At 67.1% G+C, this 15,272-nt stretch carries 17 protein-coding genes; 9 read left to right on the forward strand and 8 right to left on the reverse strand.

What is annotated here, in order from left to right; all coding sequences use genetic code 11:
• The first annotated feature begins 603 nt into the window (after positions 1-603).
• The 3 genes from CFB43_RS05775 (at position 604) to CFB43_RS05785 (ending at position 2,737) form a co-directional block, all read left to right on the forward strand.
• Positions 604-966, forward strand: a complete 363-nt coding sequence (locus CFB43_RS05775; RefSeq protein ID WP_179254798.1) for a DUF2946 domain-containing protein — start codon at positions 604-606, stop codon at positions 964-966.
• A gap of 150 nt (positions 967-1,116) precedes the next feature.
• Positions 1,117-2,184, forward strand: coding sequence for a hypothetical protein (locus tag CFB43_RS05780; RefSeq protein WP_089494385.1), 1,068 nt, complete (start codon positions 1,117-1,119; stop codon positions 2,182-2,184).
• Positions 2,174-2,737 carry a TlpA disulfide reductase family protein gene (locus CFB43_RS05785; protein ID WP_089494386.1) on the forward strand — a complete coding sequence of 188 codons (564 nt, stop codon included), beginning with the start codon at positions 2,174-2,176 and terminating at the stop codon, positions 2,735-2,737. The genes CFB43_RS05780 and CFB43_RS05785 overlap by 11 nt, the downstream gene beginning before the upstream one ends.
• 102 nt (positions 2,738-2,839) lie before the next feature.
• Here CFB43_RS05785 and CFB43_RS05790 read toward each other — a convergent pair whose 3' ends face one another.
• Together CFB43_RS05790 and CFB43_RS05795 are read right to left on the reverse strand one after the other, a co-directional pair.
• Positions 2,840-3,388, reverse strand: a complete 549-nt coding sequence (locus tag CFB43_RS05790; RefSeq protein WP_089494387.1) for a GNAT family N-acetyltransferase — start codon at positions 3,386-3,388, stop codon at positions 2,840-2,842.
• Positions 3,389-3,446: 58 nt separating this feature from the next.
• Entirely contained in the window at positions 3,447-4,070 is a 624-nt protein-coding gene (locus CFB43_RS05795) for a helix-turn-helix domain-containing protein (RefSeq protein ID WP_089494388.1), read from the reverse strand.
• A gap of 141 nt (positions 4,071-4,211) precedes the next feature.
• Here CFB43_RS05795 and CFB43_RS05800 point away from each other — a divergent pair, with 141 nt between their 5' ends.
• Positions 4,212-4,448, forward strand: coding sequence for a ParD-like family protein (locus tag CFB43_RS05800; protein WP_089439561.1), 237 nt, complete (start codon positions 4,212-4,214; stop codon positions 4,446-4,448).
• The gene (gene map / locus CFB43_RS05805) at positions 4,448-5,254 is read left to right on the forward strand and encodes a type I methionyl aminopeptidase (RefSeq protein WP_089494389.1); all 807 of its coding nucleotides are present in this window, start codon (positions 4,448-4,450) and stop codon (positions 5,252-5,254) included. The genes CFB43_RS05800 and map overlap by 1 nt, the downstream gene beginning before the upstream one ends.
• Positions 5,255-5,412: 158 nt before the next feature.
• On the opposite strand, the gene CFB43_RS05810 is transcribed toward map, so the two are convergent.
• Together CFB43_RS05810 and CFB43_RS05815 are read right to left on the reverse strand one after the other, a co-directional pair.
• Complete coding sequence (locus CFB43_RS05810) at positions 5,413-5,916, reverse strand: GAF domain-containing protein (protein ID WP_089494390.1); 504 nt, start codon at positions 5,914-5,916, stop codon at positions 5,413-5,415.
• Between the two features lie 102 nt (positions 5,917-6,018).
• Positions 6,019-6,936 carry a LysR family transcriptional regulator gene (locus CFB43_RS05815; RefSeq protein WP_089494391.1) on the reverse strand — a complete coding sequence of 306 codons (918 nt, stop codon included), beginning with the start codon at positions 6,934-6,936 and terminating at the stop codon, positions 6,019-6,021.
• A gap of 109 nt (positions 6,937-7,045) precedes the next feature.
• Between CFB43_RS05815 and CFB43_RS05820 the strand changes: the two genes are divergently transcribed.
• Together CFB43_RS05820 and CFB43_RS05825 are read left to right on the forward strand one after the other, a co-directional pair.
• Positions 7,046-7,918 (forward strand): pirin family protein, encoded by an 873-nt coding sequence (locus CFB43_RS05820; RefSeq protein ID WP_089495258.1) that lies wholly within the window; start codon positions 7,046-7,048, stop codon positions 7,916-7,918.
• 126 nt (positions 7,919-8,044) lie between these two features.
• Positions 8,045-8,530: a GNAT family N-acetyltransferase gene (locus CFB43_RS05825; protein ID WP_034186526.1), complete on the forward strand. Its 486-nt coding sequence runs from the start codon at positions 8,045-8,047 to the stop codon at positions 8,528-8,530.
• A 22-nt stretch (positions 8,531-8,552) separates the two neighbouring features.
• Here CFB43_RS05825 and CFB43_RS05830 read toward each other — a convergent pair whose 3' ends face one another.
• The 3 genes from CFB43_RS05830 to CFB43_RS05840 are packed head-to-tail and all read right to left on the reverse strand — an operon-like array spanning position 8,553 to position 10,527.
• Positions 8,553-9,425 carry a cytochrome c oxidase assembly protein gene (locus CFB43_RS05830; protein WP_089439565.1) on the reverse strand — a complete coding sequence of 291 codons (873 nt, stop codon included), beginning with the start codon at positions 9,423-9,425 and terminating at the stop codon, positions 8,553-8,555.
• Between the two features lie 10 nt (positions 9,426-9,435).
• Positions 9,436-9,882: a copper chaperone PCu(A)C gene (locus CFB43_RS05835; protein ID WP_089494392.1), complete on the reverse strand. Its 447-nt coding sequence runs from the start codon at positions 9,880-9,882 to the stop codon at positions 9,436-9,438.
• A gap of 12 nt (positions 9,883-9,894) precedes the next feature.
• Positions 9,895-10,527, reverse strand: a complete 633-nt coding sequence (locus CFB43_RS05840; protein WP_089494393.1) for an SCO family protein — start codon at positions 10,525-10,527, stop codon at positions 9,895-9,897.
• 282 nt (positions 10,528-10,809) lie between these two features.
• On the opposite strand from CFB43_RS05840, the gene otsB reads away from it, so the two are divergent.
• Together otsB and otsA are read left to right on the forward strand one after the other, a co-directional pair.
• The gene (gene otsB / locus CFB43_RS05845) at positions 10,810-11,562 is read left to right on the forward strand and encodes a trehalose-phosphatase (RefSeq protein WP_089494394.1); all 753 of its coding nucleotides are present in this window, start codon (positions 10,810-10,812) and stop codon (positions 11,560-11,562) included.
• Positions 11,559-12,938, forward strand: coding sequence for an alpha,alpha-trehalose-phosphate synthase (UDP-forming) (gene otsA / locus CFB43_RS05850; RefSeq protein WP_089494395.1), 1,380 nt, complete (start codon positions 11,559-11,561; stop codon positions 12,936-12,938). The genes otsB and otsA overlap by 4 nt, the downstream gene beginning before the upstream one ends.
• Positions 12,939-13,014: 76 nt before the next feature.
• On the opposite strand, the gene CFB43_RS05855 is transcribed toward otsA, so the two are convergent.
• Positions 13,015-14,847 (reverse strand): ABC transporter ATP-binding protein, encoded by a 1,833-nt coding sequence (locus CFB43_RS05855; RefSeq protein ID WP_089494396.1) that lies wholly within the window; start codon positions 14,845-14,847, stop codon positions 13,015-13,017.
• Positions 14,848-15,272: the final 425 nt, after the last annotated feature.

The following is a 15,272-nucleotide window of genomic DNA, read 5'->3' on the forward strand; positions in this document are numbered from 1 at the left end:
GCATTCTTTGATGCGACAGAATGACCTGTCGTACGCGAAATTGTCTGCGACAGCGCGCATCGTACCGATGGTGTTGCGCGACTTCGATTGAGTGTCTCGCGCAAAGCAGGCAAGTGGCCGTATCCGTTCGACGTCAGCTTGGAAGAACGTCCGTATGACGCGTCGTGCCCGACACGTTCGTCACGATGTCGACGACAGCGTTGCAGGTCTGAAACACTTCATGCGATCAACACGGTGGCGTTTTTTTTGGCATACGCCTGACGTGTAATGACAGCGGGCGCTTGCTTCATATGGCACGCCGTTTGCATGATCGAATTCAGAAATCGAAAGGCTCAACGCGCGCCATGCGACTTCGGCGCCACCTGGCCAATCGACCAGGCGGGGGACAGTTCAATGAAGTCAAATCGACGAGCGGACAGTGCGCGCGTATCGATCCGCAGCACGATCGTCATCGAAACCGGCTGCCGGATCCCGGCGGCCGGTTTCGAACGCGCGCCGTCACGAGAACCGTCCAGGGCTGGGCCGCATCGTGCCGACGACGATTGTCCGGTTGCCGCGGCTCGCTTCGGCTAAGATCCAGCCACCGTCCCGATGCCGCTCATCATGACCGCACGTTCCCGCAATCGTCTGGCAGCGTGGCTTGGCATGTTTGCCATGCTGCTCGTCGTCATTGCGCCGCTCGTGAGCCATGGCCTGGTCTCCCATGACCAGAATGCGCCAGTCGCATCGATCTGTTCGGCCGATGGACAGCCCGACGCAGACAATCACGCCCTTGCCGCTGACCATTTCGCGGCTTGCGGGTATTGCGACCTGCTCGTGCATCATGCGGCTGCACCGTCACCGTCCTTGCCGCAATGGCTGGCGGTTCCCGGCTATGCCGTCGCACATCCACCGGCCTATTTCCCGTTCGTCCGTCGGGATATCCCCAGCGCGGGCCGGCCCCGCGATTCGCCGTTCTACCTCTGACGTAGTCACTCCAGCAGTTGATCCGGACAGGCTCCCCCGCGGCGCGTGAAACGCCCGCGGCCACGAGCCGGCAATCGGGTCATCTCGCACGCGCGTCCGCCATGTTGCGGATCACGCGCGTGCATGCACACGACATGAGAGGGGAACGAGATGCGAATCGAATCGAAGCAGACCATCGACGCGGCGTTGGCCGCGTTCGCCTGTCTGACGGGCTTGACCCTGCCGGTTGCCGCCCACGCCTGCGCGACCTGTGGCTGCTCGCTGAGCACGGATGCCGCGACGGGGTATTCGGCCATGCCGGGCTGGCGTATCAGCCTGGACTACACTTTCATCCCGCAGAACCAGTTGCGCAGCGGAACGCATGCGGTTTCGAACGTCGTACCGGCGGCGATCAATGCGGCAGGCGGCAGCCAGGAGGTCGAGAACCAGACGATCAACCGCTACTGGAACCTGGGCATCAGCTACAGCCCGAATCCCAAGTGGAACTTCAGCGCGATCGTGCCGTTCGTCGATCGTGGCCACTCGACGTACGGGAATGCCACGCCGGACCAGCTCACCCCCGACAATCTGAGCGGCGTCACCAGCAAGGGGCTGGGCGACATCAAGCTGATCGCCAGCTATCAGGGCTTCCTGCCGACCCGCAATCTCGGCGTGCAACTGGGGGTCAAGCTGCCGACGGGAAAGTACGGCGGCCAGAACGTGCTGACGGGCGCCAACGTCGGGCGTAGCCCGGTGTTTTTCTCGTCAGGCCCGAACAGCGCGAACGGCCAGGCCCTCGATACGAGCCTGCAGCCCGGGACGGGCAGTACCGATCTGATCGTCGGTGCGTACTACTATCAGCCGATCAGCCAGAATTTCGACGCGTTCATCAACGGTCAATTCCAGGCTGCGGTGGTCGAGAATCTTCGCGGCCTCGGCGAGGACTTCCGGCCCGGTAACCAGGCGACGGTCAGCGTCGGCCTGCGTTACGAGGAGAACCCGAGGATCGTGCCGCAGCTCCAGGTCAACGTGACGCGCAAGAGTTCGGACCAGGGGGCGCTCGCCGACACCGGCAACACGGCCGGCACGGTCGTTTATCTGTCGCCCGGCGTGACGGTGAACGTCGTGAAGAACCTGAACGTCTATGCGTTCGTCCAGAAGGCGCTGTATAGCAGGCTCAGCGGCTATCAGCTGTTTCCGCGCTGGTCGGGCACGGTGGGGGCGAGCTATGCGTTCTGACGGTTTTGGCCGAAGCAGCGGGCGTCGCCGGGCGAGGCGCGACTGGCTGCGCATGGCCGGAGGGCTTGCACTGGGCGCCGGCGTCGGCGGATGGCTGCCGGCGGCGCAGGCCGGCAGTCTGACGGTCGGCCGTCCGGCGCCCGGCCTCGTCCTGCATACGCTCGACGGACAAAGCATCGCCAGCGAGGATTGGCGAGGTTATGTCGTCATCCTGACCTTCTGGGCCACATGGTGCGAGCCCTGCCGGACCGAACTGCCGCTGTTGTCCGCGTATGCCGCGCGCCATGCGGCGGACGGCCTGCGCGTGCTCGGCTTCAGCCTGGACGGGGCAGACAACCTCGCGGAGGTGCGGCAGGTGGCGGCCGGCCTGAGCTTTCCGGTGGGGCTGTTGGGTAGTGCCTATGCCGGAGGCTACGGGCGCATGTGGCGGATCCCGGTGAACTTCACGATCGACCGGAACGGGCTCCTCGTCGACAATGGCTGGGACGATCCGCAACCGTCGTGGACTGCCGAGCGCCTCGAGCGCGTCGTTGCGCCGCTCTTGCGGAAATAGCGGGCCCAAGGTCCGGCAGCGTGCGAACGAAGTGAACGCCGCTGTCGGTCCGGCCGAGCGGCAGCATGTCGCGCACACGGGTTGTGCGCGACATCATTCGGCTCAACCATCCACCGGCTGCGCCGGCGTGTCGAGCGTCAGCTGATAGAACGCCGCATCGAGCCAGCGGCCGAACTTGAAGCCGGCCTGCGTGATCGTGCCCGAGTGCACGAAGCCCAGTTTCGTATGCAGTGCGATGCTTCCCGCATTGGTCGCATCGATACAGCCGATCACCACGTGCACCTGCGCTTCGCGCGCGCGCCGGACCACTTCGCGCAGCAGCACCTCGCCCAGCCCGCGGCCGCGCTGGTCGCGATGCACGTACACACTGTGTTCGACCGTGTACTTGAAGGCGGGAAACGCGCGGAACGTGCCCCAGCTCGCAAAGCCCAGCAGGGTGCCCGATGCATCGACCGCGCCGATGACCGGGAAGCCGCCCGCGCGCTTCGCCGCGAACCACGCGACCATCGCTTCCGGCGGACGCGGCTTGTAGTCGTACAGCGCGGTCGAGTTCGCGATCGCGTCGTTCAGGATCTCGAGGATGGCCGGCGCATGCTCGGCCTCGCTGCAATCGATCAGGCGCACGTCGTCGCGCTGTTTCGGGGAATTCATGGAGGCTCCTGTGGGCAGTAGGTAAGTCGCGCACACGGCGGCTGCGACGACGCATTCATCAGGGATTCCGCACGCCGGCGGCGGCAGACGCATCGCAGATCGCGACGACATAACGCGCGGCCTGCGACGACGGATTGCTGAAAATCAGCGGCTGGTCGAGCCGCATGGCCAGGCAGTCACCTTCGTGAAGTTCGTGAAGCGCGTCGCCGAACGTGACGTCGACGCGGCCGCTGATGACCCACACCTGCTGATGCAGCGCGCTTTCGCGCCCGCCGCTGTCGTACGCGACGCGTGCACCGGGCGGGAAATCCACCTCGACGAGCTGGATCGGCGACGGCCAGCCGGCCGGGGAGAGGTTGCGCCGCACGTAGCCGGACGCCGGATCTCGCCATTCGGCCTGCTGCGCGCGGCGGGCCAGCGGCTGCACGGGCGTGTCGTCCTGATCGCCGCCGAACAGGCCGGCCAGCGACACGCCGAGCCCGGCCGCGAGCTTGTCGAGCACGACCGCCGTCGGGCTGGCCGATGCGCGTTCGATGAGCGAGATCATCGAACGGCTGACGCCGGAGCGCGCGGCCAGCGCATCGAGCGTGTAGCCTCGCTCGGTGCGCAGGTCGCGTACGCGCCGGGCGATGCGTTCGTTGATGCCGGTGTCGTCGGCAACGGCGGTCGCTGATTCTTTCATGATGGATTTATTTTCCAGCAAACTGGAATTCGATGTCAACGGGGTCGACCTCAAGCGGCGCGACGCGATTCGAACGGCTTGCTCGGCGGTCGTGCACGGCGTAATATACGATTCGACTACGTTTCGTTTAATTGGGGATATATGGGCATCATCAAGATTTCCGAGCACATGCACGAGCGGCTGCGCTCGACCAGCACGGCGCTGAGCCGCTCGATCAATGCGCAGGCCGAACACTGGCTGCGCGTCGGGATGCTGGCGGAACTCAATCCGGCGCTGTCCTACGGCGACATCTGCCGAATGCTGATCGAGGCCGAGGCACGGGGCGGCGAGACGGGGCCGGCGGAACCGGTCGAGCACCGCATCGAGCAGGTGGCGTAATGGCGAAACGAGACATCCCGATCCGCGGCGCCGCGGAAATCGCCAAGTCGCGTGAAGCGGCGAAGCTCGCGTCGCAGGTGCTGACGATGATCACCGAGCACGTGAAGCCGGGTGTCACCACCGACGAGCTGGACGTGCTCTGCCGCAACTACATCGTCGACGTGCTCGGCGCGATCCCGGCGAACATCGGCTATCACGGCTATCCGAAGACCGTGTGCGCGTCGGTCAATCATGTCGTGTGCCACGGCATTCCGACGTCGCGGCCGCTGCGCGACGGCGACATCGTGAACCTCGACATCGCGGTGATCAAGGACGGCTGGTTCGGCGATACGAGCCGCATGTATTTCGTCGGCGAACCGAACGAACTCGCGCGGCGCCTCGTCGCGACGACCTATGAGGCGATGCACGCGGGCATTCGCGCGGTGCGTCCGGGAGCGACGCTCGGCGACGTCGGCTACGCGATCCAGCAGGTCGCGCATCGCGAAGGATTCAGCGTGGTTCGCGAGTACTGCGGGCACGGCATCGGCGACGTCTATCACGACGAGCCGCAGGTGCTGCACTACGGCCGCCCGGGCACCGGCGTGCCGCTCCGGCCGGGGATGATCTTCACGATCGAGCCGATGCTCAACGCGGGCAAGCGCGACACGTGCATGCTGGCGGACGGCTGGACGGTGGTCACGAAGGACCATTCGCTGTCGGCACAATGGGAGCACATGGTCGTCGTGACGGAAACGGGCTTCGAGGTGCTGACCGAGGACGCGAAGCCTCAGGCGTTCCCGGTGTTGTCGGGCACGCACGCCGCCTGATACCTGCAGTGCGCCACGAACGGTGGTGCGGTGGCATAGTGGAGCGGGCCCCTTTGCGGGGCCCGTTTCGTTTTCGTTCGAGGTCGCGAAGCGCGGCGCGATTTACGCGTGAACGCGGTGACCAGCTGCTCGGTGGCGGAGCGCGGCTTAGCCGCCCCTCAACCGCGTGCCTTCTGCCACGCGGATTCGACGAACACGCGGCACAGCGCTTCCATCCCCTTGCGGTCTTCGTCGTCGAAGCGCGCGGCGACCGGGCTGTCGACGTCCCACACGCCGATCAGCGTGCCGTCGGCGGCCACCAGCGGCACGACGATTTCCGATTCCGAGGCGGCGTCGCACGCGATATGGCCGGGGAAGTCATGCACATCGCGCACGACCTGCGTCTCGCGCGTCTGCGCGGCCGTGCCGCACACGCCCTTGCCGAGCGCGATCCGCACGCAGGCCGGCTTGCCCTGGAACGGCCCGACCACGAGTTCCGTCCCGTCGAAGAAGTAGAAGCCGGCCCAGTTGAGACGGTCGAGCGAGTGGTAGACCAGCGCGGAGAAGTTGGCCGCGTTCGAGGTCAGGTCGCGTTCGGACTCGACGAGCGCGCGTGCCTGCTCGACGAGCGTCGCGTATTGATCGGCCTTGGAGGCGTTGGGGTCGTTGGACAGCGTGAACATGGCGGGAAAGCGATCAGGGTTGTGGAATGCGCGATGCGCGTACCGCAGTCTACGGCACGCGCGCAGGGTTTGCAGCGCCCGGTCACGCGTGAAGCGGCGCGCTCAATCGGGTTCGAGTTCGGCAAACCGCTCCGCGAGAAAATCGAGCAGGGCGCGCACCGCTGGCAGCAATCCCCGGCGCGACGCGAACACCGCATGCACGATTTCGCGGCGCGGCGCCCAGTCGGGCAGCACGGTCACCAGCTCGCCGCGCGCGACCTCATCGCGCACCATCATCGTCGGCAACTGCACGATGCCGACGCCCGCGACGGCTGCCGCGCGCAGCGCGAGCATGCCGCCCGTCACGAAGCGCGGCTGGTGATGAATTTCCGCGTGAGCGCCGTCGGGCCCGCGCAGCCGCCACACGTGCGCGGACTGCGGGGCGCCGTGATCGAGGCTCGGCACGCGCGCGAGATCGGCGGGAACGGCCGGGGCGCCATGCTCGCGCAGCAGCGCCGGGCTTGCGACGAGGCACTGGCCGCGCTCGGCCAGCACGCGCAGCGCGAGATCGCTGTCTTCGAGCGGGGGTGGGCGCACGCGGATCGCGACGTCGATGCCTTCGCCGACCACGTCGACGCGCCGGTTGGTCGCTTCCAGATGAATCTCGACGCGCGGGCACGCGACCATGAACGCGGCGATCATCGTGCCGACCAGCGAATCGAGCAGCACGATCGGGCAACTGACGCGCACGATGCCGCGCGGCTCCTCGTGCAGCAGCGCGATCGCCTCGTCGGCGGCATCGGCCTCGACGAGCATCGCGCGGCAATGCGCGTAATAGGTCTGACCGACGTCGGTGACCGTGAAGCGGCGCGTCGAGCGCTGGATCAGCCGCATCCCGAGCCGCGCCTCGAGCAGCGCGATGCGGCGGCTCAGCTTCGATTTCGGCATGTCCAGCGCCCGCCCGGCTGGCGCGAAGCCGCCGTGTTCGACGACTTGTACGAAGTAATAGAGATCGTTCAGATCCCGCGCTTTATCGTTCATGAAATGGAACGCTGCGTGCGATTTTGGCAGTCTACCGGATCGATCGTTCCACCACTATATTTCTACCCAGGATGCGAAACACGTGTTTCGCCGCAATTCGGAGAAGGCAATGAAGAAGATCCAGGGTGTGTACAGTGCGCCGCGCGGCCATTGGGTCGGCGACGGTTTCCCGGTGCGTTCGATGTTCAGCTACCAGTCCCACGGCGCGCACCTGAGCCCGTTCCTGCTGCTCGATTACGCCGGCCCGACCACGTTCGAGCCGGGCTCGGCCTCGGCACCGCGCGGTGTCGGCCAGCATCCGCACCGCGGGTTCGAGACGGTGACGATCGTCTATGACGGTGAAGTTGCGCACCGCGACTCGACCGGCGCGGGCGGCGTGATCGGCCCGGGCGACGTGCAGTGGATGACGGCCGCGAGCGGGATCCTGCATGAGGAATTCCACTCGGAAGGGTTCACGCAGCGCGGTGGCCCGCTCGAGATGGTGCAGCTGTGGGTGAACCTGCCCGCCGCGGACAAGATGGGCGCGCCCGGCTACCAGACGCTGCTGAACGCCGACATCCCCGTGGTGGAGCTGCCGGACGGCGCGGGGCGCGCGCGGATCATCGCGGGTGAGCTCGACGGGCGGCGCGGCCCGGCCCGCACGCATACGCCGATCGACGTGTGGGACGTGCGGCTCGTGGCCGGTGGCCATGCGCGGTTCCCGATCGCCGAAGGGCGTACGCTCGCGGTGGTCGTGCTGAGCGGCACCGTGCAGGTGAATGGCGAGACGGTCGCCCGCGAAGCGCAGTTCGTGCAACTTGGCCGCGATGGCAGCGATGTCGAGATCGAAGCGAACGGCGACGCGAAGCTGCTGATCCTGAGCGGCGAACCGATCGACGAACCCGTCGTCGGTTACGGGCCGTTCGTGATGAACTCGCAAGCGGAGATTCGTACCGCGATCGAGGACTTCAACAGCGGCCGCTTCGGCCAGATGCCGGCATGACGGACAGGCCCCGCGCAATGCGGGGCCTGTTTATATGCGCGGGCAGTCGGTCGCGCGGCGCGTGCGCTTCGAGGCATAATCGTCGATTGCCGCGCGCCGGCCGGCGCGCCCGAATCAGGACCGACCATGAACGCATCCGCTGCATCCCCGAGCGCCGCCGATCTCGACTGGCGCTGGAAATCCTTCGACGCGCTGACGGCGCGCGAAGTCTATTCGATCCTCGAAGCGCGCAGCGCGGTGTTCGTCGTCGAGCAGAACTGCGTGTATCGCGACATCGACGACGCGGACCAGGCCGCATGGCACCTGGCCGCCTTCGATCCGGCAGGCCGCCTGGCCGGCTATCTGCGCGTGCTGCTGCCCGATGCGCAGCACACCGATGTCCGCATCGGCCGCGTGCTGACGACCGCCGCGTTTCGCGGCGCGGGCCTCGGCAACGGGCTGCTGTCGCGCGCGCTCGAGCATATCCGCGCGCAGTGGCCGGATACGCCGGTGAGCCTGCATGCGCAGGCCCACTTGCAGCGTTTTTACGGCGCATTCGGCTTCACGCCGAGTTCGGACGTGCACGACGAGGACGGCATCCCGCACGTGTGGATGAGCAGCGCACGCGCGTAATGCGCGATGCGCCGTGCCGCCGTCAGTGCGCGGCGTGCGCGACCGGCGGCCGGGCTGCGCGCTGTGCCGCGGCCCGTTCATCGATCAGGCGGCCGCGCGCGGACAGCCGCAGCCAGTGGCGCAGCGCGATCAGCGCGCCGATCACGCTCATCATCGAGCCGGGAATCCACAGCAGCAGGCCGCCGATCTGCTGGTCACGCAGCGGGCTCAGCCACGTGAACGCGCGGCCGCAGATCGAATAGATCGGATACAGCTCGTGCGGCGTGAAGAAGATCAGCGCGCCGAGCGCGATCTGCGGCGGGATCGCCGCGACGACGATCAGGATCCGGCGGCCCGGCGACAACCGCGCGGGCGGCGCGGGACGCGGATCGACGACGAGCCACCAGAACAGCAGCCCGTCGATCACCATGCTCCAGTTCATCACGCGATAGAGACGCCAGTCGAGCATCGCGATGAAGTGAATCGGCGACAGCAGCCAGAAATAGATCAGCCCGACGAACAGCACGACCGCGACGACGGGATGGAACACCACGTCGAGCGTCGCGCGCACGGGCGCCCACGCGAGCGCGGGGCGCACGAAACGCTGCCGCCAGCGGAACGGAATGCCCGCGCGCATCGCGGCGCCCGGATACGACAGCGCGATGAAGAACGGCCCGAGGTGGTGCAGCACCAGATGCTGCGCGCGGTGCAGGAAGAATTCGTGCTCGAAGAAATAGTCGAGCCGCGTATGCAGCGCGATGTAGAGCGCCGTCAGCCCGAACCAGAACGAGAACTGCCGCAGCGGCGACACCTTCGCCTTCTTCACGCCGCGTGCGAACAGCACGGCGGCGGTCAGCACCGCGATCACCACGGTGGGCGACGGTTCCCACGGATCGAGCCAGTACAGGAGGTTCATCGCGCGCGCATCACTTCGCCTGGGCCGGCGATTTCACGGCGAACGGCGCATCGACCGTTTCGCCGTCGGAGAACTTCAGGCGCAGGTGTACGGTGTCGCCTGGCTTGATCGCGTGCTTCGGCTCCTCGAGCATGAAGTGGTAGCCGCCCGGCGCGATGTCGACCTTGCCGCGCGCGGGGATCGTCAGCTTGTCGACCATTTCCATTTTCTGCGTGGAGCCGTTCGAGACGGTCTGGTGCAGCATCGCCATCCCGTAGTCGGGGCTGTCGACGTCGACGAGATCGACCGGCTTGTCGCTCGTGTTCACGAGCGTCACGTAGCCGCCGGCCGGCAGCTTGTTCGGCAGCCAGCGCACCCAGGCGTTCTGCGCGGTGACCGCGCCGGCGGCATACGCGTGGGCGCCGGCACACAGCGCGGTGAGGAGGGCGAGCGTCTTGAGGGTCGTTGTCGTTTTCATGTCGGGATGTATTCAGGTCGTGGAGGCGGTGTCGATGATCCGGCGCAGATCGGCGGCGATGGCGTCGGGCGAGTCGCGGTCGGTCGCCAGCAGGCGGGCGCGGCCGCTCGCGTCGAAGATGTAGACGGCCGAGCTGTGCGTGACTTCGTAGCCGCCGGACGGATCGCGCTTTTCCATCTGGTAGGCGACGCGATAGCGTTTCGCGAGCGATTCGATCTGGCGGTCGGTGCCGGTCAGGCCGCGCGCATGCGCGGCATCGAATGCGGCGACATACGATTGCATTGCCTGCGGCGTGTCGCGTGCAGGATCGACCGAGACGAACAGGATGCGCACGTTGTTGGCCTGCGGGCCGAGCTTCGCCAGCACTTCCATCAGCCGCGCCATCGTTTCGGGGCAGACATCGGGGCAGTGCGTGTAGCCGAAGTAGACGAGCGCGACCTGGCCATGGAACGCATCGGCGTCGACGGGGTGGCCGTCGCCGCCCGTCAGCGCGAACGACAGGTCGGGCAGGTGCCCGGTGACGTTGGTCAGGTTCCAGCGCGGCTCGTCGTGCGTGCACGCGGCGAGCGCCACGGCGGCGGCGAGAGCCGCGGCCGTGCGGATGAGGCGGGAGAAGCGCCGGTGCGGCGTGGTGCGAGACGACATCCTGGGGCTCGATCGGACGGAATGGTGGCCGGCCGGCGCGGCGCCATGCGTCGCGCGGCAGGCGGTTGCGACTGTAGCGCAATTCGCGCGCCCGCGTCCTTTCGAAACCCGTACGCCGCGGGCGAGCGGGGCAATATGTCGCAGTTGACGCGCGCGGCGGCGCGACGCCGGCGCCGCACCGGTTTCGCCCATCTCGATGCGCAGGCGCGGTAAGATGCGCACAATTCCATTCGCGCAGCGGCCGCCCGGCGTTTGCCCGCCGGCCCTCACACTATCGAATCGATGCAATCCGTTCCGGCTTCCCTGTCCCTGACCGATACCGCGTTCTTCTTCGACTTCGACGGCACGCTCGTCGAACTGGCGCCGACGCCCGACAGCATTCATGTTCCGCCGTCGCTGCTGACGCTGCTCGACGAGTTGCGGCGCCGCTCGCACGGCGCGGTCGCGATCGTGTCCGGGCGCGGCATCGACAATATCGACACGTTCCTGAAGATGCCCGGCATGCCGATCGCCGGCCTGCACGGCGCGGAGCGCCGCGATGCGAACGGCGACACGCAGCGCATCGGCTTCAACGACGAACGCCTGCTGCGCATCGAGCGCGAGCTGGCGGCCGTCGTCGACCGTCATCCGGGCATGCTGCTCGAAATCAAGGGCGCGGCCGTCGCGCTGCACTACCGCAACGCGCCCGAGCGCGAGGCGGCTGCACGCGCGGCCACCGAGCGCCTCGTCGCCGACTATGCCGATGCGTATGTGCTGCAGCCCGGCAAGATGGTGTTCGAGATCAAGCCGAAAGGCGTCGACAAGGGGCGCGCGCTCGCTGCGTTCCTCGACGAGCCGCCGTTCGCGGGGCGTGTGCCGGTGTTCGCGGGCGACGACCTGACCGACGAGAAGGGCTTCGCGGTGGTCAACGCGCGCGGCGGCCTGTCGATCAAGGTCGGCGCGGGCGAGACGTCTGCCCGCGCGCGGCTCGATTCGGTCGACGCGCTGCATGAGCAGATCGCGCGCTGGCTCGGTGCGGAGCAGCCTGACGCATGAGTCGCCTCATCATTGTTTCAAACCGCGTCGCGCCGATTTCGGAAGGCGAACCGGCAGCGGGCGGCCTCGCGATCGGCGTCTACGATGCGCTGAAGGAGACGGGCGGCATGTGGTTCGGCTGGAGCGGCGAGGTCGTCGCGTCCGGTGCGCCGCAGATCCGCGTCGAGGAGCACGGGCCGGTCACGTTCGCGACCATCGGCCTGTCGCGGCGCGACTACGACCAGTATTACCGCGGCTTCTCGAACGCGACGCTGTGGCCCGCGTTTCACTACCGCACCGACCTGATCCAGTACGACCGTCACGAGTTCGAAGGCTATGGCCGCGTGAACGTGTGGCTTGCCCAGCAGCTCGTGCCGCTGCTGCAGGACGACGACGTGATCTGGGTGCACGACTATCACCTGATCCCGTTCGCGCGCGCGTTGCGCGCGGCCGGCGTGAAGAACCGCATCGGCTTCTTCCTGCACATTCCGTTTCCGGCTGCGCAGGTGCTCGTCAGCGTGCCGCCGCATCGCGACCTCGTCGAGTCGCTGTGCGCGTTCGACCTGCTCGGCTTCCAGACCGAACCCGACCTGCGCGCGTTCTGCGATTACGTCGAGTCGGAAGCGGGCGGCACGATCGAGCGCGACGGCCACCTGGCGACGGTGCGCGCATTCGGCCGGACGCTGCGCGCGGCCGCCTATCCGATCGGCGTGCATCCGGACGAGATCGCGTCGCTCGCGCAGGCCGGCGAGCACGGCAAGGCGGTGCGCACGCTCGCGACGTCGCTGCGCGGCCGCAAGCTGATCATGAGCGTCGACCGGCTCGATTACTCGAAGGGGCTCGTCGAGCGCTTTCGCGCGTTCGAGAAGCTGCTCGAGCACGAGCCGTCGCATCGCAATCGCGTGTCGTTCCTGCAGATCGCGCCGTCGACCCGGGCGGAACTGCGCGCGTACCAGGACATCCGCCTGCAGCTCGAAGGGGAGTCGGGGCGCATCAACGGACGCTTCGCCGAGCTCGACTGGGCGCCGATCCTCTATATCCATCGCCAGTACGACCGCCAGCTGCTCGCTGCGCTGTACCGGCTCGCGCGGGTCGGCTATGTGACGCCGCTGCGCGACGGGATGAACCTCGTCGCGAAGGAGTACGTGTCCGCGCAGAATCCGGACGATCCGGGCGTACTCGTGCTGTCGCGCTTCGCCGGCGCCGCGCGCGAGCTGACGGGGGCGCTGATCGTCAATCCGATCGATATCGACGGGATGGCCGATGCGCTGTCGCAGGCGCTGACGATGCCGCTCGCCGAGCGGCGCGCGCGTTATACGGACATGATCGCGCAGCTTCGCGAGAACAACGTGTCGGTGTGGCGCGACAACTTCCTGCGCGATCTGCAGCACGCGTAAACGGCGGTTCATCGAGCGATAAAAAAGCCGCAGTGCCTGAAGCACTGCGGCTTTTTTGTCGGCTGCAGCCGAGGTGTCAGGCCACGCGTTCGCCGGTCGGCGTGCTGCCGTCCGGTGCGGAGTGATGGCGGCCGTGCTGTTTCGCGAGCAGGTCGCGGTACAGGCCCGGACGGTTGCGCAGCACGTCGGGCGGGCCGTCGTCGATCACCTTGCCGTTGTTCATCACGATGATCCGGTCGAAGTTGCGCAGCGTCGACAGGCGGTGGGCGATCGCGATCACCGTGCGGCCGACCATCAGGCGGTCGAGCGCGCTCTGGATCGCTTCCTCGGACGCGCTGTCGAGTGCGGACGTCGCTTCGTCGAGCAGCAGGATCGGCGCATCCTTCAGGATCGCGCGCGCGATCGCGATGCGCTGGCGCTGGCCGCCCGACAGCTTGACGCCGCGGTCGCCGACGATCGTGTCATAGCCTTCCGGCATCGCTTCGATGAATTCCGCGCAGCGCGCGTCGCGCGCGGCGGCGAGCACTTCGTCGCGGGTCGCGTCGGGGCGGCCGTACGCGATGTTGTCGTAGATCGTCCGGTGCAGCAGCGAGATGTCCTGCGGCACGAGCGCGATCGCGTGGCGCAGGCTGTCCTGCGTGATTGTCTTCACGTCCTGGCCGTCGACCTTCACGGCGCCGTCCTGCGTGTCGTAGAAGCGTTGCAGCAGCGCAAGCACGGTCGACTTGCCGGCGCCCGACTTGCCGATCAGGCCGACGCGCTGGCCCGGCTCGATACGGAGGTCGAAGTGGTCGAGGATCGCGCGGCGGTGCGGATACGCGAACGTCACGCGCTCGAAATCGACACGGCCGCCCGTGGCCGACAGCGGCTGCGCGTCGGAGCGGTCCGGCATCCCGTGCGGCTCGAGCAGCGTCTTGACGGCTTCGGACAGGCGCGCGATGTGTTGCGTGACGTCGACGAGTGCGACCGCGAGATCGCGCGTGCCGTGCAGGATCGTGAAGCCGAGCGAGCTGACGAGCACGATGTCGCCCGACGTCGCGCGGCCCTGGTCCCACAGCCACAGCGCCCAGCCGAGCAGGCCGGCGGACAGCATCGCGGTGATCACCGCGTGCAGCAGGCGCAGCTTCTCGAGATAGAGCAGGCTCTGCTGGCGCGCATCCATCTCGGCCTTGACCGTTGCGCCAAAGCGCTTCTGCTCGCGCAGCGTCATCCCGAACGCACGCACGAGGCCCATGTTGCCGATCACGTCGACGAGCTCGCCGTCGACTGCCGCGGCCTTCGCCGCGAACGCGTGGTGGCGGGCCGAGCCGCGCCCGGCGAGCTTGAACAGGATGACGGACAGCACGGCCGAACAGCCGAGCAGGCCGGCGGCCATCATCGGATTGACGACGATGATCATCAGGATCGCGCCCATCACCGCGATGCACGGCGGCAGTACGTTCCACGCCATCGTGTTCTCCGACGTGTAGACCGCGTTCGACGTGGCCGTGATGCGGCTCGCCAGCGTGCCGGGCTGCTTTTCGGCGTAGTAGGTGGGCGAATGGCCGATCAGGTACTGGAACAAGTCGCGCCGCAGATCGCCGGTGACCGCGACGAACGTGTGCGCGGCGAACCAGCCGCCGACGCGCCACAGCAGGTTGTCGGCCGCGATCAGCCCGACGAGCAGCGCGAACGCGCTCCACAGCGGGCCGGGGTGATGCCGCCCGGTCGCCAGCACGTCGATCAGGTGCTTGATCGCGTATTGCGAGCCGAGCGCGCAGCCGACGGCGGCCAGCACGCTGCAGAGCACGATCAGGTGGGCGACGGGATGCAGGCGGATGTAGCGGAACAGGAACGCGATCGGTCGATGCGCGTAGCTCGACAGCTTCGCGTTGTGGGCGTTGCGCTGGGCAGGGGTGAGAGATTCCAAAATATGCGTGCGGTGATTCGGTGAGTGAGCGTGGCGGCTGGATCGCAGGCCGGCGTTCGCCCGGACTGAATAATCCGGCATTGTAAACAAGCCCGCGTGTCGCGCTGCGCGAATCTTGCCTTGGCCAGGGGCTCGCGGTCGATTTTGAGATAAAATCCGGCATCCCGTCCTGCCTCATGTGCCGGAATCACGCTGCCGGCGGTCACGGGGTCAAGGAATGCCAAAAGGGCCTTCCACTCTAGAACGGACACCCAAGTCCGCGGGTTGCAAAGTGTTGCGCCTTTGTAACAAAGTAAAGTGTTTGAAATGTTGTGCGCCGTATCGGGATTAACCCTAGATAATCGGCTCCGGGTTCGATTCCAGGTTTTTTACGAACCCCTGTCAACGGGTCTTCGTTTCAAACGTTCTATGCCTGTCGCGTCGCC

It is taken from the genome of Burkholderia sp. AU15512 (assembly GCF_002223325.1).
Taxonomy (GTDB): domain Bacteria; phylum Pseudomonadota; class Gammaproteobacteria; order Burkholderiales; family Burkholderiaceae; genus Burkholderia.

Bases quoted from the DNA above. Each gene is read 5' to 3' on its own strand.
- CFB43_RS05775 (WP_179254798.1), top strand. From the start codon at position 604: ATGACCGCACGTTCCCGCAATCGTCTGGCAGCGTGGCTTGGCATGTTT.
- CFB43_RS05780 (WP_089494385.1), top strand. From the start codon at position 1,117: ATGCGAATCGAATCGAAGCAGACCATCGACGCGGCGTTGGCCGCGTTC.
- CFB43_RS05785 (WP_089494386.1), top strand. From the start codon at position 2,174: ATGCGTTCTGACGGTTTTGGCCGAAGCAGCGGGCGTCGCCGGGCGAGG.
- CFB43_RS05790 (WP_089494387.1), bottom strand. From the start codon at position 3,388: ATGAATTCCCCGAAACAGCGCGACGACGTGCGCCTGATCGATTGCAGC.
- CFB43_RS05795 (WP_089494388.1), bottom strand. From the start codon at position 4,070: ATGAAAGAATCAGCGACCGCCGTTGCCGACGACACCGGCATCAACGAA.
- CFB43_RS05800 (WP_089439561.1), top strand. From the start codon at position 4,212: ATGGGCATCATCAAGATTTCCGAGCACATGCACGAGCGGCTGCGCTCG.
- map (WP_089494389.1), top strand. From the start codon at position 4,448: ATGGCGAAACGAGACATCCCGATCCGCGGCGCCGCGGAAATCGCCAAG.
- CFB43_RS05810 (WP_089494390.1), bottom strand. From the start codon at position 5,916: ATGTTCACGCTGTCCAACGACCCCAACGCCTCCAAGGCCGATCAATAC.
- CFB43_RS05815 (WP_089494391.1), bottom strand. From the start codon at position 6,936: ATGAACGATAAAGCGCGGGATCTGAACGATCTCTATTACTTCGTACAA.
- CFB43_RS05820 (WP_089495258.1), top strand. From the start codon at position 7,046: ATGAAGAAGATCCAGGGTGTGTACAGTGCGCCGCGCGGCCATTGGGTC.
- CFB43_RS05825 (WP_034186526.1), top strand. From the start codon at position 8,045: ATGAACGCATCCGCTGCATCCCCGAGCGCCGCCGATCTCGACTGGCGC.
- CFB43_RS05830 (WP_089439565.1), bottom strand. From the start codon at position 9,425: ATGAACCTCCTGTACTGGCTCGATCCGTGGGAACCGTCGCCCACCGTG.
- CFB43_RS05835 (WP_089494392.1), bottom strand. From the start codon at position 9,882: ATGAAAACGACAACGACCCTCAAGACGCTCGCCCTCCTCACCGCGCTG.
- CFB43_RS05840 (WP_089494393.1), bottom strand. From the start codon at position 10,527: ATGTCGTCTCGCACCACGCCGCACCGGCGCTTCTCCCGCCTCATCCGC.
- otsB (WP_089494394.1), top strand. From the start codon at position 10,810: ATGCAATCCGTTCCGGCTTCCCTGTCCCTGACCGATACCGCGTTCTTC.
- otsA (WP_089494395.1), top strand. From the start codon at position 11,559: ATGAGTCGCCTCATCATTGTTTCAAACCGCGTCGCGCCGATTTCGGAA.